The 20,505-nt window shown below is 36.1% G+C and carries 17 protein-coding genes and 1 other annotated feature; of the genes, 2 read left to right on the top strand and 15 right to left on the bottom strand.

The features are described from left to right. Positions 1-123: 123 nt before the first annotated feature. The 7 genes from radC to AC4GZ8_RS07515 form a co-directional block, all read right to left on the bottom strand. Complete coding sequence (gene radC, locus AC4GZ8_RS07545; protein WP_491081225.1) at positions 124-813, bottom strand: RadC family protein; 690 nt, start codon at positions 811-813, stop codon at positions 124-126. Positions 814-914: 101 nt separating this feature from the next. Further along, positions 915-1,484, bottom strand: a complete 570-nt coding sequence (locus AC4GZ8_RS07540) for a Maf family protein (RefSeq protein ID WP_491081224.1) — start codon at positions 1,482-1,484, stop codon at positions 915-917. Positions 1,485-1,659: 175 nt separating this feature from the next. Then, positions 1,660-2,682: an SPOR domain-containing protein gene (locus tag AC4GZ8_RS07535; RefSeq protein ID WP_491081223.1), complete on the bottom strand. Its 1,023-nt coding sequence runs from the start codon at positions 2,680-2,682 to the stop codon at positions 1,660-1,662. Positions 2,683-2,860: 178 nt separating this feature from the next. Then, positions 2,861-3,625, bottom strand: coding sequence for a prepilin peptidase (locus AC4GZ8_RS07530; RefSeq protein ID WP_491081222.1), 765 nt, complete (start codon positions 3,623-3,625; stop codon positions 2,861-2,863). 314 nt (positions 3,626-3,939) lie between these two features. Then, complete coding sequence (locus AC4GZ8_RS07525; protein WP_491081221.1) at positions 3,940-5,649, bottom strand: sensor domain-containing diguanylate cyclase; 1,710 nt, start codon at positions 5,647-5,649, stop codon at positions 3,940-3,942. 80 nt (positions 5,650-5,729) lie between these two features. Next, positions 5,730-7,055 (bottom strand): bifunctional folylpolyglutamate synthase/dihydrofolate synthase, encoded by a 1,326-nt coding sequence (locus tag AC4GZ8_RS07520; protein WP_491081220.1) that lies wholly within the window; start codon positions 7,053-7,055, stop codon positions 5,730-5,732. 212 nt (positions 7,056-7,267) lie between these two features. After that, positions 7,268-9,916: a valine--tRNA ligase gene (locus tag AC4GZ8_RS07515; RefSeq protein WP_491081569.1), complete on the bottom strand. Its 2,649-nt coding sequence runs from the start codon at positions 9,914-9,916 to the stop codon at positions 7,268-7,270. A 73-nt stretch (positions 9,917-9,989) separates the two neighbouring features. Further along, positions 9,990-10,236, bottom strand: a binding site (T-box leader). Between the two features lie 397 nt (positions 10,237-10,633). On the opposite strand from AC4GZ8_RS07515, the gene AC4GZ8_RS07510 reads away from it, so the two are divergent. Next, entirely contained in the window at positions 10,634-10,825 is a 192-nt protein-coding gene (locus tag AC4GZ8_RS07510) for a YszA family small membrane protein (RefSeq protein WP_026558584.1), read from the top strand. A 52-nt stretch (positions 10,826-10,877) separates the two neighbouring features. Here AC4GZ8_RS07510 and ysxE read toward each other — a convergent pair whose 3' ends face one another. The 8 genes from ysxE to hemA form a co-directional block, all read right to left on the bottom strand. Beyond that, the gene (ysxE, locus tag AC4GZ8_RS07505) at positions 10,878-11,906 is read right to left on the bottom strand and encodes a spore coat protein YsxE (RefSeq protein ID WP_491081219.1); all 1,029 of its coding nucleotides are present in this window, start codon (positions 11,904-11,906) and stop codon (positions 10,878-10,880) included. A gap of 105 nt (positions 11,907-12,011) precedes the next feature. Then, positions 12,012-13,166 carry a stage VI sporulation protein D gene (spoVID, locus tag AC4GZ8_RS07500; protein ID WP_491081218.1) on the bottom strand — a complete coding sequence of 385 codons (1,155 nt, stop codon included), beginning with the start codon at positions 13,164-13,166 and terminating at the stop codon, positions 12,012-12,014. Positions 13,167-13,309: 143 nt separating this feature from the next. After that, positions 13,310-14,596 (bottom strand): glutamate-1-semialdehyde 2,1-aminomutase, encoded by a 1,287-nt coding sequence (hemL, locus tag AC4GZ8_RS07495; protein WP_491081217.1) that lies wholly within the window; start codon positions 14,594-14,596, stop codon positions 13,310-13,312. A 174-nt stretch (positions 14,597-14,770) separates the two neighbouring features. After that, complete coding sequence (hemB, locus tag AC4GZ8_RS07490) at positions 14,771-15,751, bottom strand: porphobilinogen synthase (protein ID WP_491081216.1); 981 nt, start codon at positions 15,749-15,751, stop codon at positions 14,771-14,773. Continuing rightward, entirely contained in the window at positions 15,748-16,548 is an 801-nt protein-coding gene (locus AC4GZ8_RS07485; protein WP_491081215.1) for a uroporphyrinogen-III synthase, read from the bottom strand. Before AC4GZ8_RS07485 ends, hemB begins: the two co-directional genes overlap by 4 nt. Next, the gene (gene hemC, locus AC4GZ8_RS07480) at positions 16,548-17,480 is read right to left on the bottom strand and encodes a hydroxymethylbilane synthase (RefSeq protein WP_491081214.1); all 933 of its coding nucleotides are present in this window, start codon (positions 17,478-17,480) and stop codon (positions 16,548-16,550) included. Before hemC ends, AC4GZ8_RS07485 begins: the two co-directional genes overlap by 1 nt. 30 nt (positions 17,481-17,510) lie before the next feature. Further along, positions 17,511-18,341: a cytochrome C assembly family protein gene (locus AC4GZ8_RS07475; RefSeq protein WP_491081213.1), complete on the bottom strand. Its 831-nt coding sequence runs from the start codon at positions 18,339-18,341 to the stop codon at positions 17,511-17,513. A 19-nt stretch (positions 18,342-18,360) separates the two neighbouring features. Then, complete coding sequence (hemA, locus tag AC4GZ8_RS07470; protein ID WP_491081212.1) at positions 18,361-19,713, bottom strand: glutamyl-tRNA reductase; 1,353 nt, start codon at positions 19,711-19,713, stop codon at positions 18,361-18,363. Positions 19,714-20,025: 312 nt separating this feature from the next. On the opposite strand from hemA, the gene AC4GZ8_RS07465 reads away from it, so the two are divergent. Continuing rightward, a partial coding sequence (locus tag AC4GZ8_RS07465) for a hypothetical protein (RefSeq protein ID WP_491081211.1) occupies positions 20,026-20,505 on the top strand: 480 nt, incomplete at its 3' end.

Raw genomic sequence — 20,505 nt, 5'->3', positions numbered from 1 at the left:
GATATCGATTTCACCTACATGACAACTTTCCTCATCATTCTTCCTTAAAACAAAGAGTCTTTTCGTGCTTTCCTAAAAAACTCATAAATCTTATTATAGCGTAATTGCTCAAAAAAAAAAGTATTAGATATATCCTTTTTCTTTCAAACTAACATATTTTTGTTCACCAATGATAAGATGGTCCAAAAGTTCTATCCCCAACACTTTTCCACTCTCAGATAAGCGTTTTGTCACTTCAATATCCTCTCTGCTTGGAGATGGATCACCTGAAGGGTGATTATGTATACAAATTATAGAAGCCGCAGAACGTTTTAAAGCTTCTTTGTATACCTCTCGCGGGTGAACAATAGATGCGTTTAGGCTGCCAATAAATACTGTTTGTTTATGGAGCACTTGATTTTTTGTGTTTAAATATAAACAGACAAAATGTTCCTGGCTTAGAAAACGCATCTCTTCCATGACATAATTCGCTCCATCCTGCGGGGAGCGAATAACAAAGCGGTCATCAAATGTTAATCTGTTCATACGACGCCCAAGTTCAAGAGCGGATAAAATTTGAACTGCTTTTGCTGTTCCGATACCAGAAATTGTTGTAATTTCCTCAACAGATGCATCCTTTAACATTCTCAATCCTTCAAAATGCTTTAACAATTTTTGAGACAAGTCTAACACGGATTCCTTTTTGGTACCTGTTCGTAACAAAATTGCCAATAATTCTTGGTTAGACAGCTTGTCAGCTCCTTCATTTAAAAGCCGTTCTCTTGGTCGTTCATCTTGCGGGAAATCCCGGATTTTAAAGGTTGATTGCTCCATTTATCCTCCTTCGTTCCCTTTCTGCTCAAAAATATTTCTATGTGTACTATCATGTTCCTATACTACTGTTTTATGCCACTTCAAACATGGAAAATTAGTAGCTACCATTTTAATCCAGCACGAATAAGCTCTCTTTTTGTTCTTGCAATCGGCAACCCCATTACCGCATAATAATCACCTTTAATTTCTTTTACTAAGAGAGCTCCGAACCCTTGAATGCCATAGGCACCCGCTTTATCCATCGGTTCTCTTGTATTGACATATTCTTCAATTTCCCTTTGTGTCAATGAATAAAATGTAACATTTGTTTTTTCACAAAAGGAATGATGATTTCCGTTATGAACGATTGAAACACCTGTATATACCTCATGTGTTTGTCCCGAAAGCATTGACAGCATTTCTATCGCTTCTTTTTCATTTTTCGGTTTACCTAGCATTTGTCCTTGAAACACGACAAGTGTATCAGAACCTAGTACATATGCATTTTGGTGCATTTTCGCTACACTTTCAGCTTTTTGTTGTGCCAATGATTGAACCATTTCTGCTGGATGAAGATTCTCGTCCACAACCTCCTCTACCTCACTAACAATCACTTCAAAAGGAAGTTGAAGAAGCTCTAGAAGTTCTTTTCTACGGGGAGAAGCTGAAGCTAAAATGAGGCTTGAATTCATTTGTGTAAAACATCCTTTCTTCGTTTCAGATTAGAAGATACTTCTATATCTTACCAAAGGAAGTTTTTTTGGACAATTTCTCAATATTAAATTTTAAGAGAATTTCTTTCAATCACAATTCCAAAAATTAACCCCCAAGCCTCCATTCTTAAGTAAGAATGGGCTTGGGGGTATATTACCTTCCCTGTAGGGCTTGAACAACATCTAAGATTGATTGTTGTGCTTCCCAGCCTTTGTTTTCCTTAATATTTGCTGTAGCAGCTAAAAGTTTATCAATTAATTTTTTTTCATTTTCATTTCCCGTTTGTATTGCGGTTAATTGATTTTCAATATCTGATATCTGATCAGAACTAACACTTTGATTATTCGCAACAGCAGCAGACAATGTTGCTAATGTTGAAATCGAACTTACCCATTCTTCAGGTGTTTTTGTTGTCGAAATTGTAAGTGAAAGCTGCTTTCCGCCCCAAAAATCCTGAAATTGCTGTTGCTTATAGTGCTCATTCATCGCATTTGTTTCATTTTTTTCCTTTCCTAATCCAGCTAATACCATAAAGGAACCTTCTGTCTCAATAACGGTTGAGGCTAAGCCCTTATCCTTAATATCTTGCGCAACAGTATCTGCCCCTGCTTTTGACGAAAAGATTCCACCTTGTACAGCATAAAGCTGCAACGATGCTGTTGAAGTTGTTGTGCTCGCTGGGGGCTTTTCTTGATTCTGTTCAGAAGGATCTTTAGCAGCTTGGTCACCAGTACCTACCACATCTGTTGGCGTTGTTGCAGCCGGCATGTCTTCATTTGATAAAAAGTTTAAAGCAATATAGCCAAAACCTACTCCTAATCCAACAGCAAGCAAAACAATCGTTGCCATTTGTTTTATAGGAAATGCACCAATACTGGGGTTGCTCTTCTTTTTATTAGGAAATTGAAATGGTGTCACGTTCTGATTTGATAGTACTTTCTTCTTCTTTGAGGGGATGACAACTTTAGGATCTTCCTCAAAGATAGGATCATCATCAGGTAACAACCACGGAAAATCATCTTCCTCCTTTTTGGCTGAAGCCATTTCCTTTTCCGCCTTAAGCTTTTCTTCCCAAGAGGATATTTGATATTGTTTTGTTGATTCCTTTTTTTCTTCTAAGGGACGGTCCTTTCCATTTATTTTAATTTTCACTGTATCCGAGGTCTGCTTGTCCATATGCCTACCACCCTTCTAATTGCACGAGCTTTCATATTGATCTTATGCTAACAGAAGGATAAAAAAAAAGAACAAGACATTTGTCGTCTTGTCCTTAATATTTTCCGTCATTTTCTGACAATCCTCTGCTCATCGACTTTCCTACCATGTAAGTAATAGAATTGAAGCAGTAACTCTCTCAATAGAAAAAATTTGTAAAATAGAACCGTATCAGGTCATGACCAAAGAAATAAGCAATTAAAGCACCTATCACAAGGAAAGGCCCAAATGGAAATGGTCTCCCTTTTTTGATTAAGCCGATCATAATCCCTATCATTCCAACGGCTGTCCCAATTAATGTAGCTAAAAAGAAGCATATTAAAACAAGCTTCCATCCTAGGGCGATACCAAAAACAGCTAATAGCTTCATATCCCCGCCTCCCATACCACCTCGACTAACTAAAATAATGATTAGTGGAACAATCGTTCCCAAAACTAATCCTGCAAAAGGGTCCCACCAAGGTTCTGTCGGGATAAAAAGTCTTTCACCTAAAAATAATATTAAAAAAAATAAATTCACCTTATCAGGGATAATCATATATTTTAAATCTGAAACAATGACAATCATACATAATGAAATAAGTGACCATGCAAGAAACAATTCTTTTGACCATCCCACCAAAAGCGGTGAAATCGTAAAAAGAATCGCTGTTATTAATTCTATTAAAGGATATAGAGGAGAAATGGCGGTTTTACAATTTCTGCATTTTCCATTTTGAGTAAGGTAGGATAGAATTGGAATTAATTCAAGCGCTGATAGCTTATGATTGCATATTGGGCATGCTGAACCCGGGTATGTTATGTTTTTTTTAAGTGGTATTCGCAGGCCCACGACATTGTAAAAGGAGCCTAGGACTGCACCTAAGATAAAGATGTAGATATGGAGGATGAAAGTTGCCGGCATTTTTGTGGCTCCTTTTGGAAAGATTAATATATTAAGATCGGAAGCTTTAATAGAAGATTAATCCTATTATTATGGTAACCTTATGTTTACTTTTTCAAAAATATTACCTATGGAATTGCAGCATATCTATCTATCATCAAAAACGATACAACACCCTTTTTTATACAGGATACTATACACAATCCCGTCTAATCTATAAAAAGAAAAATAGTCCAATTCATCAAACAAATGAATAAATTCATCTAAATTTCACATTGAGACTACAAAATAAGACGAATATTGCGCAGGAAATATTGCCTATTTTGAATATGTGTTTATACAATGTATCCAGCAACTTTATTCCTCCCCGCTTGTTTTGCTCCCAAATACATCGCTCTGTCAGCATGACGAATAAGAGAAATAGGATCCTCTGCATCTTCTGGAGCGGTTGCTACACCTAAGCTGGCAGTTAGAAATAGGACAGATGGCTGCCGTGATTGCTGGAGAGTATGATGGATAGTAAAAGGTTTGTTTGCAATTAATTTTCTTACTTCTTCAGCAAACAGAATGGTTTCTTTTTTCGTGAAATTTGGCAGAAGAATTACAAACTCTTCACCACCATATCTTGCTACCGATCCTTTGAGGCCTACAAATTTAGATAGTCGATCGGCAAGCTCTATGAGCACTTCATTTCCCGCTTGATGACCGTATGTATCATTTACAGATTTAAAATGATCAAGATCCAGTAAGATTAGGGATAGTGAACCCATTTGATCTTTTTCCATTGCTTCAAACTCGGATTCAAGCTTTTTTTCTAAAAAAAGAAAATTATTTAACCCTGTTAAAGCACAATGTTCGCTTAGGCGCTTTGTCTCTTCATAATGCCTTGCATTTTCTATCGCGATTCCCAAATAGGTAGACAATAAATCGATGATCATTAATTGCGCCCTATCGAATGCAGATTTCTTATTGCTTGCTAGGATAACGATTCCTACTAAATCTAAATTTCTCATGACAGGAACTGCAATAACACTTTCAACCGAATTTGGTAATTGCGAATCTTTTATATGTTTCCATTGCTTTCTGGAATGAAAAAGAAAACTTTCCCTCATAACATAAACATGACCTGAAATTCCTTTATAAGGGGTCTTTGTTGTGCCAGGCTCGTTGTTGATCTTTCCATCTTCATATTCTCTAATAATTTTAAGTTTGTCTTTTTCATAAACATCAACAATATATGCTGCTTTCAATGGAATCATATTAATTAGCTTGTCCATAAAGATATTGAGAACTTCATTTTTCTCTAATCTTTCAGTAAGCTGATGACCTATTTCACTTGCTTGCTGTAAATAGTAATTAATAAGTCTGCTTTTATAATAGAGTGTGAGAATAATCGACAATGCCAGCAAAGGAATTCCGATATAGAGAATGGCTTCAGCTCCAACTTCTACATAAACGAAGTACATACCTACACCGATAGGAAAAACAATTAAAGACGTAATAAATTCCCATAAAAAACTTCTCGATAATAGGTTAAAAGACTTTTTGTGTAAAATAGTTTGGATGGTATTAAGTAATAATTGATTAACAAAAAAGACTGTTAATTCATAAACAATCAAAGCTGAAAGGAAGCCGCCGCTGAAGTGATTTTCACCGTGTAAACCACCTATCGCATAATAAACGATTGCACCACTTAATGAAATAATGAAGAAAAGCAATGAATTTAGTGGCAGACGATAAAGATCCTTGGATGAGATTCGCACTTTCATTAACAGAACGATTAAGGCAACCTGTGTAAAAAGGATTTCAATAAATAAACCAAAATATAGAAACACAACTAAAGAGACAGATTGCACATAAAAAACGGGTGTATCATTGATAATAATTGGCCAGCCCGCAACAAGACACATAAGCAAAAGGAATAAAATAAGGTCGATTTCAAAACCTTCTATCAATGGAGGCGACAGCTGATAAGAAATCCATAAAAGTAAGGGGGTGAACAAAGCCCAACTTGTCCATAAGAATACTTGAACCTTCTTATCCACTCTATAATCGCCTCCTCATCATTTTACAACATATGTATATTTTAACAAATTATTGTCACATTTGTCATACAATACTAAATTTATTGACTATTTTCAGTAGACTTCTTGCTAACTAGGTAATTTCGTATGGTTGAAATGAAATAGAGAGAACCTGTTATAATAATCACATCGTTCTTTTCATTTTTATATAACATGATTAACTCATCTAATAACTTTTGCCAAAACTCGGAGTAGGTTTTTTCTTTCATTTGACATGCAAAGTATAGCTCCTCGGCTTTAGCTGCCCTAGGGAAATCAAAGGTCGTAAAATGCATTGAGTTCGCAACAGAACTGAGTCGGTTAATCATGTTCCCGTAGTTCTTATCACTTAAAGCGCTAAATAATATATGAATTCGTTTTTGTGAATAATGCCTATTAATTGTTTCAATTAAGCTTTCGATTCCTTCATCATTGTGAGCACCATCAACAATAACAACTGGATTTTCATTCATGAGCTCAAAACGGCCCTTCCAAGTTGATTTTTTTATCCCATCTATAATTTGATCAGTGGAAATTTTGACAACTCCCTGTTCCGATAAATAATCAATCGCAGAAATAGCAAGAGCTGCATTTTTGATTTGATGATTTCCTCTCATCTTAATCTTCACATTTTCATATGTGTTGTTTGGGGTTTGAACGGAAAACTCTTCTCCTTTCTCCCAAGTTGAAAGATTATTTATTTTGATGTCCGATCCAAGTGAGTAGGAAGGAGCTTCTAACTCTTTTGCTGTATGAATCAGTACCTCGAGTGCTTCCTCTTTTTCAGCTGCTGTAAAAATAGGTCTTCTGTATTTAATAATGCCTGCTTTCTCACAAGCAATTTCACTAATGGTATCACCAAGTATATTCATGTGGTCATACCCTATGTTTGTAATAACAGATAAAATTGGATCAATAATGTTGGTAGAATCTAACCGGCCACCAAGACCTGTTTCAAGTAATAGAAAATCAGGATTATTCATTTTACCAAAGTACAAGAACATCATGGTTGTAATAATTTCAAATTCAGTTGGAGACCCCAGATCTGTTTCTTCAATTTTTTCAACATATGGCTTTACTTCATTTACAAGTCGCAGCATTTCATCGTCCGATATAGGCAGACTATTTACACTAATCCGCTCATTGAATGTTTCTATGTAAGGTGAAGTAAAGGTTCCGACGTTGTAACCTGCTTCCATGAGCATATGGAGCATATAGGCAATCGTTGACCCTTTTCCATTTGTTCCTGCTACATGAATGGTCGGGATTTTTTTTTCAGGATGATCTAGCTCAGCTAAAAGCCACTCCATTCTTTTTAAACCCGGCTTTACTCCAAATTTTAATCGATCATGAATCCAATTTATTGCATCATTATACTTTGTAAACAAGAATATTCCCTCCTTTTATCCATGTAAAAACTCGGGGGAACTAATCATAGTACCACCCGAGTCAACCTTTTATCCAATTTGTAACGGACAGTAATACCCACACCTCTGAGCTAGTTAAGCAGGAAGCAAAGGTGGGGGATAACTGTCCGTAAAAATCCGATAAGTTTCGCTACCATGCAATGAATGAATAACCCATTGCATGAAGTCTCACTTTAACCTCTTAGTTCTTGAATTCTAGCTAAAACAATTTCCCGTTTTTCTAGATAATCTTTTTCCTTTGCTCTCTCTTCCTCAATGACCTTTTCAGGAGCTTTCTTTAAGAAACCTTCGTTTCCGAGTTTCTTCTGAACACGCTCAACTTCTTTATCAAGCTTTTCACGTTCTTTTTCAAGTCGATTAATTTCTTCATCGATATTAATTAATCCTTCAATTGGCAGGATAATTTCTGCACCAGTTACAACGGCAGTCATGGATTTTTCGTTAGACGTAATGTCTGTTACGATATTTAATGAACTTGTGTTACAGAATTTTTCAATATAAGCACGGTTATGTTCTAGCTGAGTTAACACACCTTGATCTTTCGCTTTAATTTGCATTGGAATTTGCTTGCTCATTGGTGTATTCACCTCAGAACGAATGTTGCGAACCGCGCGTATGACTTCTACTAAAAGTTTCATCTCATTTGCCGCTTGATCATCTGTTAATTGTTCATTAACTGTTGGCCATGCTGACACTGTAATTGATTCACCTTCATGTGGTAGAGACTGCCAGATTTCTTCTGTAATAAATGGCATGAATGGATGTAATAATCTCATTGTGTTATCTAGGACATAAGCTAGGATAGAACGAGTTGTTTTCTTCGCTGCTTCGTCCTCCCCGTATAATGGAAGCTTTGCCATTTCGATGTACCAATCACAGAAATCATCCCAAATGAAGTTATAAAGTAAGCGCCCAACTTCACCAAACTCATATTTATCAGCAAGCTTTGTTACATTTTCAATCGTTTCATTTAAACGAGTTAAAATCCATTTATCCGCAACAGATTTCTCACCTGTTAAGTCAATTTCATCAAATGTTAAACCATCCATATTCATTAGGGCAAAGCGAGATGCATTCCAAATTTTGTTTGCAAAATTCCAAGTAGATTCCACCTTTTCATAGCTGAAACGTAAATCTTGACCAGGAGAGCTTCCTGTTGATAGGAAGAAACGTAATGAATCAGCACCGTACTGATCAATAACTTCCATTGGGTCAACACCGTTACCTAATGATTTACTCATTTTTCGTCCTTGCTCATCACGTACAAGTCCATGAATTAATACATCCTTGAATGGGCGTTTTCCTGTGAATTCAAGACCTTGGAAAATCATACGAGATACCCAGAAGAAGATAATATCATAGCCTGTTACAAGAGCATCTGTAGGATAATAACGTTTAAAGTCTACTGATTCTGTATCAGGCCAACCCATTGTTGAAAATGGCCATAATGCAGAACTGAACCAAGTATCAAGTACATCATTGTCTTGAGTCCAATTTTCAATATCTTCTGGTGGTTCTTGGTTTACATATACCTCTCCTGTTTCTTTGTGGTACCATGCTGGAATTCGATGTCCCCACCAAAGTTGACGGGAAATACACCAGTCACGGATGTTTTCCATCCAACGTAAATATGTTTTCTCAAATCGATCTGGTACAAAATTTACTTTTTCATCTGCTTCTTGAAGCTTGATTGCTTCATCAGCTAGTGGTTGCATTTTAACAAACCATTGTGTTGATAGATATGGTTCAACAACAGCACCGCTTCTTTCACTGTGACCTACAGAGTGCATGTGTTCTTCAATTTTAAATAGTACGCCTTGTTCTTGTAAATCCTTCACAATTTTCTTTCTACATTCAAAGCGATCCAAACCATGATAAATCCCTGCATTTTGATTCATTGTTCCATCTTCATTCATGACAAGAATACGTTCAAGGTTATGACGATTTCCTAGTTCAAAGTCATTCGGGTCATGTGCAGGTGTTATTTTAACAGCACCTGAACCAAATTCCATATCTACATAATCATCACCAACAATCGGAATTTCACGTCCGACAATTGGTAAGATCACTTTTTTACCAATTAAATGTTTATAGCGTTCATCTTCAGGGTGAACAGCTACAGCCGTATCTCCAAGCATCGTTTCTGGACGAGTTGTTGCTACTTCGATTGAACCAGAACCATCAGCAAGCGGGTAGCTCATATGATAAAAAGCACCTTGCACATCTTTGTAAATTACCTCGATATCGGAAAGTGCAGTTTTTGTTTGTGGATCCCAGTTAATGATATACTCTCCACGATAAATAAGTCCTTTGTTGTAAAGCGTGACAAACACTTCACGAACTGCTTTTGACAACCCTTCATCAAGTGTGAAGCGTTCGCGTGAATAATCCAGACCTAAACCAATCTTTGCCCATTGTTCACGAATATGCCCTGCATATTCTTCTTTCCACTTCCATGTTTCTTCAATAAATTTCTCCCGTCCTAAATCGTAACGGGATTTTCCTTCTTCACGAAGCTTAGCCTCTACCTTCGCTTGTGTAGCGATCCCAGCATGGTCCATTCCAGGAAGCCATAATACATCATAGCCTTGCATTCTTTTCATACGTGTTAAAATATCTTGCAAGGTTGTATCCCAAGCATGACCTAAGTGCAGCTTCCCTGTTACGTTTGGCGGGGGAATAACGATTGTGTAAGGCTGCTTCTTTTCATCCCCTGTTGCCTCAAAGTATTTTCCTTCTAACCAAAAGGAATAGCGGTTTTTTTCGATTGCATTTGGATCATATTTCGTTGGTAATGATAGCTGTTGTTCATTATTTTCCATTCCGTTTTTCTCCTTCACACTATATTTCTCCTTGGATTTTTTGATAGTAAAAATAAAAAACTCCCTTCATCCATAAAAGGACGAAAGGAGAAAATTTCGCGGTACCACCTTTTTTTATAGACTAAAACAAGCTTACCAAAAGCATGGATCAAGCCTATACACTCGATATGATAACGGTTTTCACCGACCTCTTCTACTATTCTTTCAAGGAAGTAACTCCTGGGCGACCTTCCAAAGCCTCAACTTAAGAAATCTTCCAGCATTTGATTTCTCTCTCTGTGAAGTGATGACAATGTACTCTTCCCAATCAACGTTTACTAAATATGTAGTTGTTCATTTTCATCTATTCTATATTACTAAACAATTCATTTTTTCGTCAATATTTTCACCATTTTTCATAACATTCATACAGGCACTTATCACATTTTTTTGCATAATTTACATTAGTGGACGATTTTAAGAAAAGCGCAAGTGCCTAGATCAGCCTCTGGCACTAAGAAAATTTGTTAATAGAAGGTGTTCTTTGCCTTCAATCTCCAAGCGCTTGCACGTTCTATGCGATCAAGGGCTAGGCTCTGGAGCTAGAAACTAAAGCGAAGTACTAATTTTATTCTTCCTTACCTCTGTAAAAATCTTGGTTGTTGAACATATTTTATGAACCATTTTCAAAAAAAGTGAGAAATTTTTTAGAGATTGTTCATGAGGAGGCGTTATGATATGAAAAAACGTTATAATCCATATTCTCTACCACCTTGGGTTAGACAAATACGTGAGGTTGGTATTCAAATCATTATTCCGCTAACCATTTTCCAAGGAATACGTACTGTTTTTTTTCCGACAACATTTGATGTTCTCCTGTTAGGAATCTTAATTGGTTTAGCTATTGCGTTACGTTATGATTGGATATAAACATCCTTGAGGGAAAGACATACAGATCTGTATCCTTCCCCTCTTTCTACTTCTATGTTTGAGCCTCTGCTTCCATTTTCTTTTTTTCTTCCATTTCAGATACTTTCATCACAAAATATTCAATATTTTTAAACTGCCAGTATGCCTTTATTAGCTGTTTATTTCTTTCCAGCTCCGAGCGCTGTTTTTTGTCTTTTTTATAGTTTTTTATTAGCTGGCATAGACGATCAGGATAAGCCAAATAACTTAAAAACAAGCTCATTTCTTCATCTGTAAAAGGGTAACCCTTCTGATAAGTATAAAACCAATTGATACAATCATCCGTTTGAACAGGATAAGTTTTTGAAGTTCTAATCAAAAATAGTAGAAAATCATCTATTGGTGATGCATAAGTTGACCGTTCAAAATTAGTTAAATACCCGTTCCCTTCATCATCATATAAAAAATGTCTTGCCGATATTTTTCCGTGAATTAATACAACCCTTGTAGACTTTTTATCTTCCATAAGATTAGACCATTCTTCAAGTTTTTTCTTTGAAAAATCAATGGCTCGTGATACTTCGGTGTAGTAAGTAATGGCTTGCAGTTCAAAAGGAGATAAGTAAATTTTTTGCTCAGACTGCTCAACAAAAGCCTCATACATCGCTTTTGAATTATCCCATTGCTTTATCATATTTCCATAATGATTTTTTACATCCTGTTCTTTTATATCCAATTTCTTTTCTGTTTTTTTATGAAGATTTGCTACCTCTTTAAATAAATATTGATGTCTGGCATCTCGTTCCTCTTCTTGTTCGTTTGTTAACAATGGCATTAAATAATAGTAATCACCATTATAATACGATAGAAACTGATGCTGGTTATTGCTAACGAGTGGCACAAAATGAGAAAATTTTTGCTCTTTTAACATTCTTAATGAGTCAACAAAATAAGGATTAAAATCCTTTGTGAGCTTTTTCAGCACAAAAGGCCCAGTATCTGTATAAACCTTTATTGCTTTTTTACTCAGCTCTTCGATATACTCTGGGTAAAGATTGTAATCACGTAACAGTTGTCGAATTTCACCAAGTTGGAATTCCACAGTCACACTCACCTCAATTCATTAGCTGATGAATTTAAAAAAACAGCTGAGGATCAGGAAGCCCCCATGCTGTTTTTCATTACTATATACTAAAAGTCCGTATCCTTATTTGCTCGTTGAGTAAGCTGGAATATAAAGGATTTGCCCTTCATAAACATCTTGATCTGCATGAAAATCATTTACTCGAACAATTTGCTGAATCGAAATGTCGTATCTTTCACTAATAGAATTAAGCGTGTCTCCCTGTTGAACAATACACATTTTTAAACGAGAGAAGTCTTCTTCGTCATCTCTTGCAAATAGGCTTGTTAAATAATGTGCATCTTTCGGATCTTTTTCATCTCTCTCATTAAGTTCTTCAATCTCCTCAACTTCCTCAGTCTCTTCAGCTTCTGATTTTGAAAAAAAGGAATATTGTACTTCTTGTGGATCTGCATTTTGTTCTTCTCTTCTTACTTCCACAGTAAATGGATCATAAAGATCCTCTTCTTGCTCTTCCTGTTTAATTGACTCATCAAGTACTTCCTGTTCTTCTACTTCTTCCTCTTCTTCAATATTTGATGGATGAACATTCGAAGGTACTTCATTTTTGTTATCTACTTCACGACTTTCAACTACTTCTTTTTGAATGGATATAGATGGTGGTGATAATTTGTCCACATCCGAATCATCTATTTCATTTACATCATAGAATGAAGAAAAAGGGGATACTGGTGTTCTTTCCGCTTTGACACTTGTTTCCTCAGCATCTATTTCTAAAGAGTTCTCACTTTCTCTGTACAATGGTTCAACTGCTTCTTCTCTTGCAGTTTCTACCTCTTCATTTTGGGCTGCCTCACCATCTGTAATACCGCTTATCGATAAATCTGCAATTAATTTCAAACATTTGAGCTCGGGAAGTTCATAATCAAATGACTCGATTGAAACATATACATCATCTAATTGTTGAATGCGATTCCTCGGAATTGTAATATCAACTGGAAAGCGATGGGTCAATACGCTAACACCATCTTCTCTGGTTTCAACCTCATTTACATACCGCACGTTTGCATATTCAAAGGAATCACCTTCACTACCATCTTGATCTATTTTGTATTCACCAGTCAGTTGTAGTGCTCCACGAATTGAAATGTACTGATCATGTTCATGAATTGAAATATCAGGATCTAAAGAAATAGATAGAAGTTCAGATACTTCCTGTCCTTTTTGAAACCAAACAGATTCTTCTACTGAAAAACGTAGTTGCTGTTCCTGTGACAAAAAAATTCCTCCTTTCAATTAGCCTAGTAAAATAACTATGACATTACAGATGTATGTCTGAAAGAAGAAAAATATGATTTAATTTTGCTTAAACCTTTAAATACAAAAAAAGATCCACCACCATCAGTGATGAATCTTTTTTGTTATTTTAATAAAGAAAATGCCTTTCTAGCCGCTTCGATTGTTCGATCCAGATCCTGTTCCGAGTGAGCTGTAGAAAGGAACAACCCTTCAAATTGTGATGGCGGAAGGAATACTCCCTCATTTGCCATTGTGCGATAGTAACTGGCAAAATACTCAAGATTTGAAGTTTTTGCTTTTTCATAATTTGTAACGTCTTCATTTGTAAAGAAAAAGCCGATCATTGATCCAGCACGATTGATCGTGTGCGGAATCTCGTATTCCTTCGCTGCTCTGGATAAACCTTCTTCTAGTCGGTCTGCTTTACGTTGAAATTCTTTATACGATTCTCTTGTTAGTTGCTTTAATGTTTCATAGCCCGCTGTCATGGCTAATGGATTTCCTGATAGTGTTCCAGCTTGATAAATTGGACCACTTGGCGCAATTTGCTGCATAATTTCAGCTTTTCCACCATAAGCCCCAACAGGAAGGCCTCCACCAATCACTTTGCCTAAGCAAGTTAAATCAGGAGTCACTCCATAATAGTCCTGTGCACAGCCATAGTCTACACGGAAACCTGTCATTACTTCGTCAAAAATCAATAAGGATCCATATTGTTCTGTAATTGAACGTAGCCCTTCTAGAAAACCTGGTTGAGGAGGGACAACCCCCATGTTACCAGCTACTGGTTCTACAATAACTCCTGCAATATCTTCTCCAAATTGCTCAAACGCGAATTGGATACTTTCTAAATCATTATATGGGACAGTAATTGTGTTTTTCGCAATTCCCTCTGGAACACCCGGGCTATCAGGCAAACCTAGAGTCGCTACACCAGAGCCTGCTTTAATTAATAAAGAATCACCATGTCCATGATAGCATCCTTCAAATTTCACAATTTTATTGCGACCAGTATAGCCTCTTGCTAAACGCAGTGCACTCATAGTAGCCTCTGTCCCTGAACTAACCATTCGAACTACTTCAATTGAAGGGACACGGTCAATGACAAGCTTTGCCAGTTCATTTTCAATTAAAGTAGGTGCTCCAAAGCTTGTACCAGATTCAACAACCTTTTTGATAGCTTCTACGACTGTATCATTTGAATGACCATGAATAAGTGGTCCCCATGATAACACATAATCGATATACTCATTTCCATCTATATCATAAATTTTTGAGCCTTTCCCGCGTTCCATGAAAATCGGATTCATACCAACAGATTTAAACGCTCTAACAGGACTATTTACTCCACCTGGCATTAAACTTAGAGCTTCTTTAAATGCTGATTCACTTTTTAGATAACTATTCATTGAACCATTCTCCCTTTTAAAAAATGTTCCAAGCGCCTTGGTCAGCCTCGGGTAAATAAGACGATTTAGATTAGAAGGCGTTTTTTTGCATTCAAATCTAAATTGGCTAATGACCTCGAGGGTTAGGCGCTGGAGCTCGCCACTAAGTACAAAATTTTAAACGTTAAAGAATGCTTAGTTTTCTTCTTTAAGCCAGCGAGCAACATCTTTTGCAAAATAAGTAATCATTAAATCTACGCCAGCACGCTTCATCCCAACTAGCATTTCTGTTACGATTGCTTTTTCGTCTACCCAGCCATTTTGAGCAGCTGCTTTAATCATTGAATATTCTCCACTTACATTATAAGCAACAACAGGTACATTAAATTGATTTTTAACATCACGAATAATATCGAGATAAGCAAGCGCCGGCTTCACTATTAAGAAATCCGCCCCTTCTTCCAGATCTGATTGCGCCTCTCTTGATGCCTCATCTCGGTTAGCCGGATCCATTTGATATGTCTTGCGGTCACCAAACTGTGGTGAACTATGTGCTGCATCACGGAATGGACCATAGAATGCACTTGCATATTTAACTGCATAAGACATAATCGGAATGTGTTCAAAGCCTGCTTCATCTAATCCATGTCTTATTGCTGCTACAAAGCCATCCATCATGTTCGAAGGAGCAATAATATCAGCTCCTGCTTTTGCTTGACTAATTGCTGTTCGTGCAAGCAAATCTAATGTTGGATCATTTAACACTTTTCCATTTTCAACAATACCACAATGTCCATGATCAGTGTATTGACATAAGCATGTATCAGCCACAACAACTAAATCTGGAAATACTTCCTTCACTTGTCTTGTTGCTCTTTGTACGATTCCTTGATCATGATATGCCTGTGTCCCTACTTCATCCTTGTGATCAGGTACCCCGAATAAAATAATGGACTTAATGCCTAACGAAACGACCTCTTCAATTTCTTGATTCAAAAGATCTAACGATAAATGATATACACCTGGCATAGAAGGAACTTCATTTCTCTTATTTTCGCCTTCTACGACAAAAATCGGGTAAATAAAATCCTCTGCACGAAGATGTGTTTCTCTTAGCATTGCTCTTAAATTGTCACTGCTGCGTAATCTTCTATGTCTTGTAAATTGAATATTCATTGAATACCCTCCTTAGTTTCTGCTAACTCAATCATAATCTCCACCATATCCTCTACTGTATAAGAATCTGGCATTGCTCCAGCAAACCCATACTCCATTAGCGTTTTATTTGTAATAGGACCAATACAAATAAAGGTTACCTTTTTTAGATTTTCGAGCAATTCCTTTTGATAAAGAACCTTCATAAAACTATCGACAGTTGAAGAACTTGTAAATGTGATAAAATCTATTTCATTCCGTTCAATATATGACTTTAGTTTACTAGCTTCTGTATGGTTATGTACGGTTTCATAAACAACTAAATCTTTCACTTCAAAACCATGTGTCGTTAATTCTTCAATTAATGTTGGTCTTGAAAGATTGCCCCGTATGACAAGGATTTTTGAATGACGGTCAAGCTTTTCTTTCATTTCTTCTGCTAACTTTTCCGCAACATATTCTTCAGGAATGACAGAAACTGTTAAATGAAGCTTTTCCATTTGTTTACTCGTTTTTCTGCCAACTGAAGCGGCAATCATATGTTGTAAATCGGAATAAGGTACATTCCACTTATCAAGAAACTCTTTGAAAAAAATAACCCCATTGGCACTCGTAAAGACAATACAATCAAATTCTTTCAAATGAAAAAGGGTTTGTTTTATCATTTCTTCATTTGACATATTGATTTTCATTTCAAGCAGCGGGGTAGATATAGCAACCCCGCCAGCTTCCTCGATCTTTTGAATAAATTCATTAACCTGAGTTTTCGCTCGGGTAATTAAAACCTTCTTTCCTTGCAAAGGAAGAAAATGATCCATTATTGATCAAGCTCCTCTTTTACTCGATCAATCAAGGCTTTGGCACCCTGATTTGTAAGTAATTCAGCTACTTTTTCTCCTATCACTTTAGGATCCTTGCCCGACATCTGCTCTTTATACACCTCTTTACCATCTGGAGAGGCAATTAATCCTGTAAATGAAACTTCTTCAAGATCATTCACCGTTGCAAATCCAGCGATAGGAACTTGACAGCCGCCTTCCATCTTAGTTAAAAAGGTTCTCTCTGCTGTTACAGCTAGTTTTGTTGATAGATCGGTAAATTTAGCTAATAATTCTAGTAACTCATGATCATTTTCGCGACATTCAATAGCTAAAGCACCTTGTCCAACTGCCGGTAAACAAACCTCTGGCTCCAAAAATTCAGTTACAACCTCTTTACTCCATCCCATTCTTGATAACCCTGCCGCAGCTAAGATAATCGCATCATAATCTTCTGTTTTTAGCTTTTCAAGTCTTGTATCAATATTTCCTCTAATCCACTTAATTTCCAGATCAGGTCGATCCATTAATAATTGAGCACTTCTTCTTAAGCTACTAGTTCCAATAATAGCTCCACTTGGTAATTCAGAAAGTTTTTTATGATTTTTTGAAATAAGCACATCTCTATGATCTTCACGTTCTGGAACACAGCCAATCGTTAAACCTTTCGGAAGGATTCCTGGCATATCTTTCATACTATGAACAGCCATATCAATGTCCCCATCTAACATAGCTTGTTCGATTTCTTTCACGAACAGCCCTTTTCCACCAACCTTTGATAATGTAACATCCAAGATTTTATCACCTTTTGTGACAATTTCCTTGATTTCAAATTCAAATGGTAAGCCAAAAGATTTTAATTGATTAATTACCCAGTTCGTCTGAGTTAAAGCCAATTTGCTTCGTCTAGATCCAACTACTATTTTTCGCATATTTTCCTCCTACTAATTGAAAAAGCGGTGTCAAGAATCCCAAAAATGAAATCTTGATAAACTGCCAAATAAGAAAAAGTTTATTAATAACACTAGGAAAGACGCTACATTCAGTAAAGCAACTGATTTACCTTGTAATTCCTTTACAATTCGCATATACAAATAGATACCATATGTGAAAATTACCATAAAAGAACCTAGCACCTTTGCATCATACCAATGGAAATTTTGAACTTTAATATAGGCCCAAATGATGCCTAGTATTAGACTTAGTAACAGCATTGGTACTCCAATGACATTTAATACATATGACATATGATCAAGTTTTGAAAGATCCTCAATTCTAAGAAGGCGCTTTCCCCATTTTTTCTTCTTCAATAAATTATATTGAATGATATAAAGAATGGAAAAAACAAAAGACAAGGAAAAGGCGCCATAGGATAAAATCGCCATTGTGATATGAATCAAGAGTAATTCTGATACAAGCTGACTTGAAACCGCGGCTGATTCATATTGGGTTGGTGCAAATGTATGTAAAGCCATCATGATAAACCCTATCACATTTGTGAAGAATATGATAAATTCCGCTTTTAAAAAACGGTTTAACACAACTGATAATGTAACCAGTACCCATGTATAGAAATACAGTCCTTCAAAAACATTTAATACAGGGAATCTCCCTGTTTCAAACATGCGCACAAATAAAAAAATTGTTTGTAATAGCCAAACAATAGAAAGCAACCAGAAGGCAGCTTGTTTCGCCTTCCGGTTGTTATTTAAAAAATCTATAAAATATAAAAGTACACATACTGCATAAAGAATAATCGTTACTTCATTAATTCTACTTAAGCTCATTTCCATAAAAGAAAAGTCCTCTCACTTACGATTGAAGTGAAGCACGATAAATCTGTTGGTTTGCACCAACCTCTTGTTTATCTGATTTATCTATTTTCATTTGCTCTTCAACAGCATCTTCAATATTAAAGATTTTCATAAATAAATCTAATGATTCCTGAGCATTTGCTTCTCCGGAAAGCTCTTTTACTTTCACTATTGGATCTCTAAGTAACTGATTAATAATACTTTTTGTATGCTTGCTAAGTACCTTTCTTTCACGATCAGTTAAATCAGGCATTTTCCGTTCAATGCTTTCCATTGTTTCAGCTTGAATAGCTAAGGCCTTTTGGCGAAGAGCAGAAATAACCGGTACAACTCCAAGCGTATTAATCCATTGTTTAAATTGAACAATTTCTTCCTCAATCATGAGTTCAATTTTTTCTGCAGCGATCTTTCTTTCATGTAAATTGGCTTCAACAATCCCTTGCAAATCATCAATATCATATAAAAATACACTATCCAGCTCAGCAAGCTTTGGATCTAAATCACGAGGTACAGCAATATCCACCATAAATAATGGTCGCCCTTTTCTCATTTTCTCAACATGTGTCATCATATCCTTTGTAATAACAAAATCTTTTGCACCTGTTGAGCTAATAAGGATATCTGCTTCAATAAGACCACACTGAAGTTCATGAATGTCCTTTGCTATTCCATCGAAGCGACTTGCTAGCTTCTCTGCCTTTTGTAAAGTCCTATTCATAACCGTGACTTTCCCAACACCACTGCCATGTAGATTTTGGACTGCCAGCTCCCCCATTTTTCCAGCACCTAATATAAGAACATGTTTTGAATGAAGATCACCAAAAATTTTCTTTGCTAGCTCTACTGCAGCATAACTAACTGACACTGCATTCGCACCAATTTCCGTTTCTGAGTGGGAACGCTTCGCTAAAGTAATTACTTGCTTAAATAATTGATTGAAAACCGTTCCTATTGTATGGTTTTCTTGTGCTTGTAAAAAGCTTGAACGAACCTGACCAAGAATTTGGGTTTCTCCCAGGATCATAGAATCTAAACCACAAGCAACCTTACATAAATGTTCGACTGCGCCGTCCTGCTCAAAAATTGTTAGATAAGGTGAAATGTTTTCTTTGTCAATTCCAAACCAATCTGCTAAAAAGGCTTTTATATAATAACGACCTGTATGAAGCTGATCTACGACAGCGTAAATTTCAGTTCGATTGCATGTCGATACGATCACATTCTCAAGGATACTCTTTTGTTCTTTTAACTGTTTCATCGCATCAGTAAGCTCATGAGGCTGAAACGAGAGCTTTTCGCGAATTTCAACAGGGGCTGTTTTATAATTTAAGCCGACAACAAGTATATGCATTTTCTTATACACCCCCATGTACAAGGATCTCTACTTATAAGTATATCACTCTTCATTTTAATTCCCTTTAAAAAATGTGAACAGTCTTTGAAACTGTATGTTATGATAAATAATGTTTCTTAGATTAGACTGTTATTCTTGTCTGTGTAATTTTTCACAATTTTCACTTACAGACTATGGTACGATTCTCATACTATTCACTCTGTACAATATCAAATATTTAGCTGTGAATCAAGTTATTGGTTTAGATAAGCTGACAATATTCGCTATCATCTAAACTATTTATCATCATTTTTTGACAAGAGGTGGACAATGAAAAAAATCAAATTATTACCTGCTATCATATTGTTAGGTATTGGCATTTTTTATTCTCTCCAAAAATTAAATATTCATTTATTTGAAGGACAAAATAGTTGGGAATTTTTATTAATTTTACTTGGAATGGCATTTTTAATTAGCGGTCATTTTGAACAAGATGCAACAGCTATTTTACCTGGTGTTATCCTTGCAGGAGTTGGGGGGCATTTTTTCTTAATTGATAAATTCCCATCTTGGCCAGATCACTCTGCTTCATTTTTAATGATCATTTCGATCGGCCTTATTTTAACAGCTTTAAAAACTAAATCAGGATATTCACAAGGTGTAATCCTATTAGCAATCGGTTTATTCTTGCACTTTTTTCCTTCCATAATGCTGTCTTTCTCTATTGTTGAAAACGGGGTAAACCGAATTGAAACATATTGGCCATTTCTATTTGTCCTCATCGGTGGCTTTCTCGTAATCACTAGGCGA

Source organism: Metabacillus sp. RB-C-LZQ-3-1 (genome assembly GCF_058315175.1).
This window is presented reverse-complemented; position numbering and strand designations above follow the sequence as displayed.

Coding starts and splice junctions, on each gene's coding strand:
- radC (WP_491081225.1), bottom strand. CDS start 813: ATGGAGCAATCAACCTTTAAAATCCGGGATTTCCCGCAAGATGAACGA.
- AC4GZ8_RS07540 (WP_491081224.1), bottom strand. CDS start 1,484: ATGAATTCAAGCCTCATTTTAGCTTCAGCTTCTCCCCGTAGAAAAGAA.
- AC4GZ8_RS07535 (WP_491081223.1), bottom strand. CDS start 2,682: ATGGACAAGCAGACCTCGGATACAGTGAAAATTAAAATAAATGGAAAG.
- AC4GZ8_RS07530 (WP_491081222.1), bottom strand. CDS start 3,625: ATGCCGGCAACTTTCATCCTCCATATCTACATCTTTATCTTAGGTGCA.
- AC4GZ8_RS07515 (WP_491081569.1), bottom strand. CDS start 9,916: ATGGAAAATAATGAACAACAGCTATCATTACCAACGAAATATGATCCA.
- AC4GZ8_RS07510 (WP_026558584.1), top strand. CDS start 10,634: ATGAAAAAACGTTATAATCCATATTCTCTACCACCTTGGGTTAGACAA.
- hemL (WP_491081217.1), bottom strand. CDS start 14,596: ATGAATAGTTATCTAAAAAGTGAATCAGCATTTAAAGAAGCTCTAAGT.
- hemB (WP_491081216.1), bottom strand. CDS start 15,751: ATGAATATTCAATTTACAAGACATAGAAGATTACGCAGCAGTGACAAT.
- AC4GZ8_RS07485 (WP_491081215.1), bottom strand. CDS start 16,548: ATGGATCATTTTCTTCCTTTGCAAGGAAAGAAGGTTTTAATTACCCGA.
- hemC (WP_491081214.1), bottom strand. CDS start 17,480: ATGCGAAAAATAGTAGTTGGATCTAGACGAAGCAAATTGGCTTTAACT.
- AC4GZ8_RS07475 (WP_491081213.1), bottom strand. CDS start 18,341: ATGGAAATGAGCTTAAGTAGAATTAATGAAGTAACGATTATTCTTTAT.
- hemA (WP_491081212.1), bottom strand. CDS start 19,713: ATGCATATACTTGTTGTCGGCTTAAATTATAAAACAGCCCCTGTTGAA.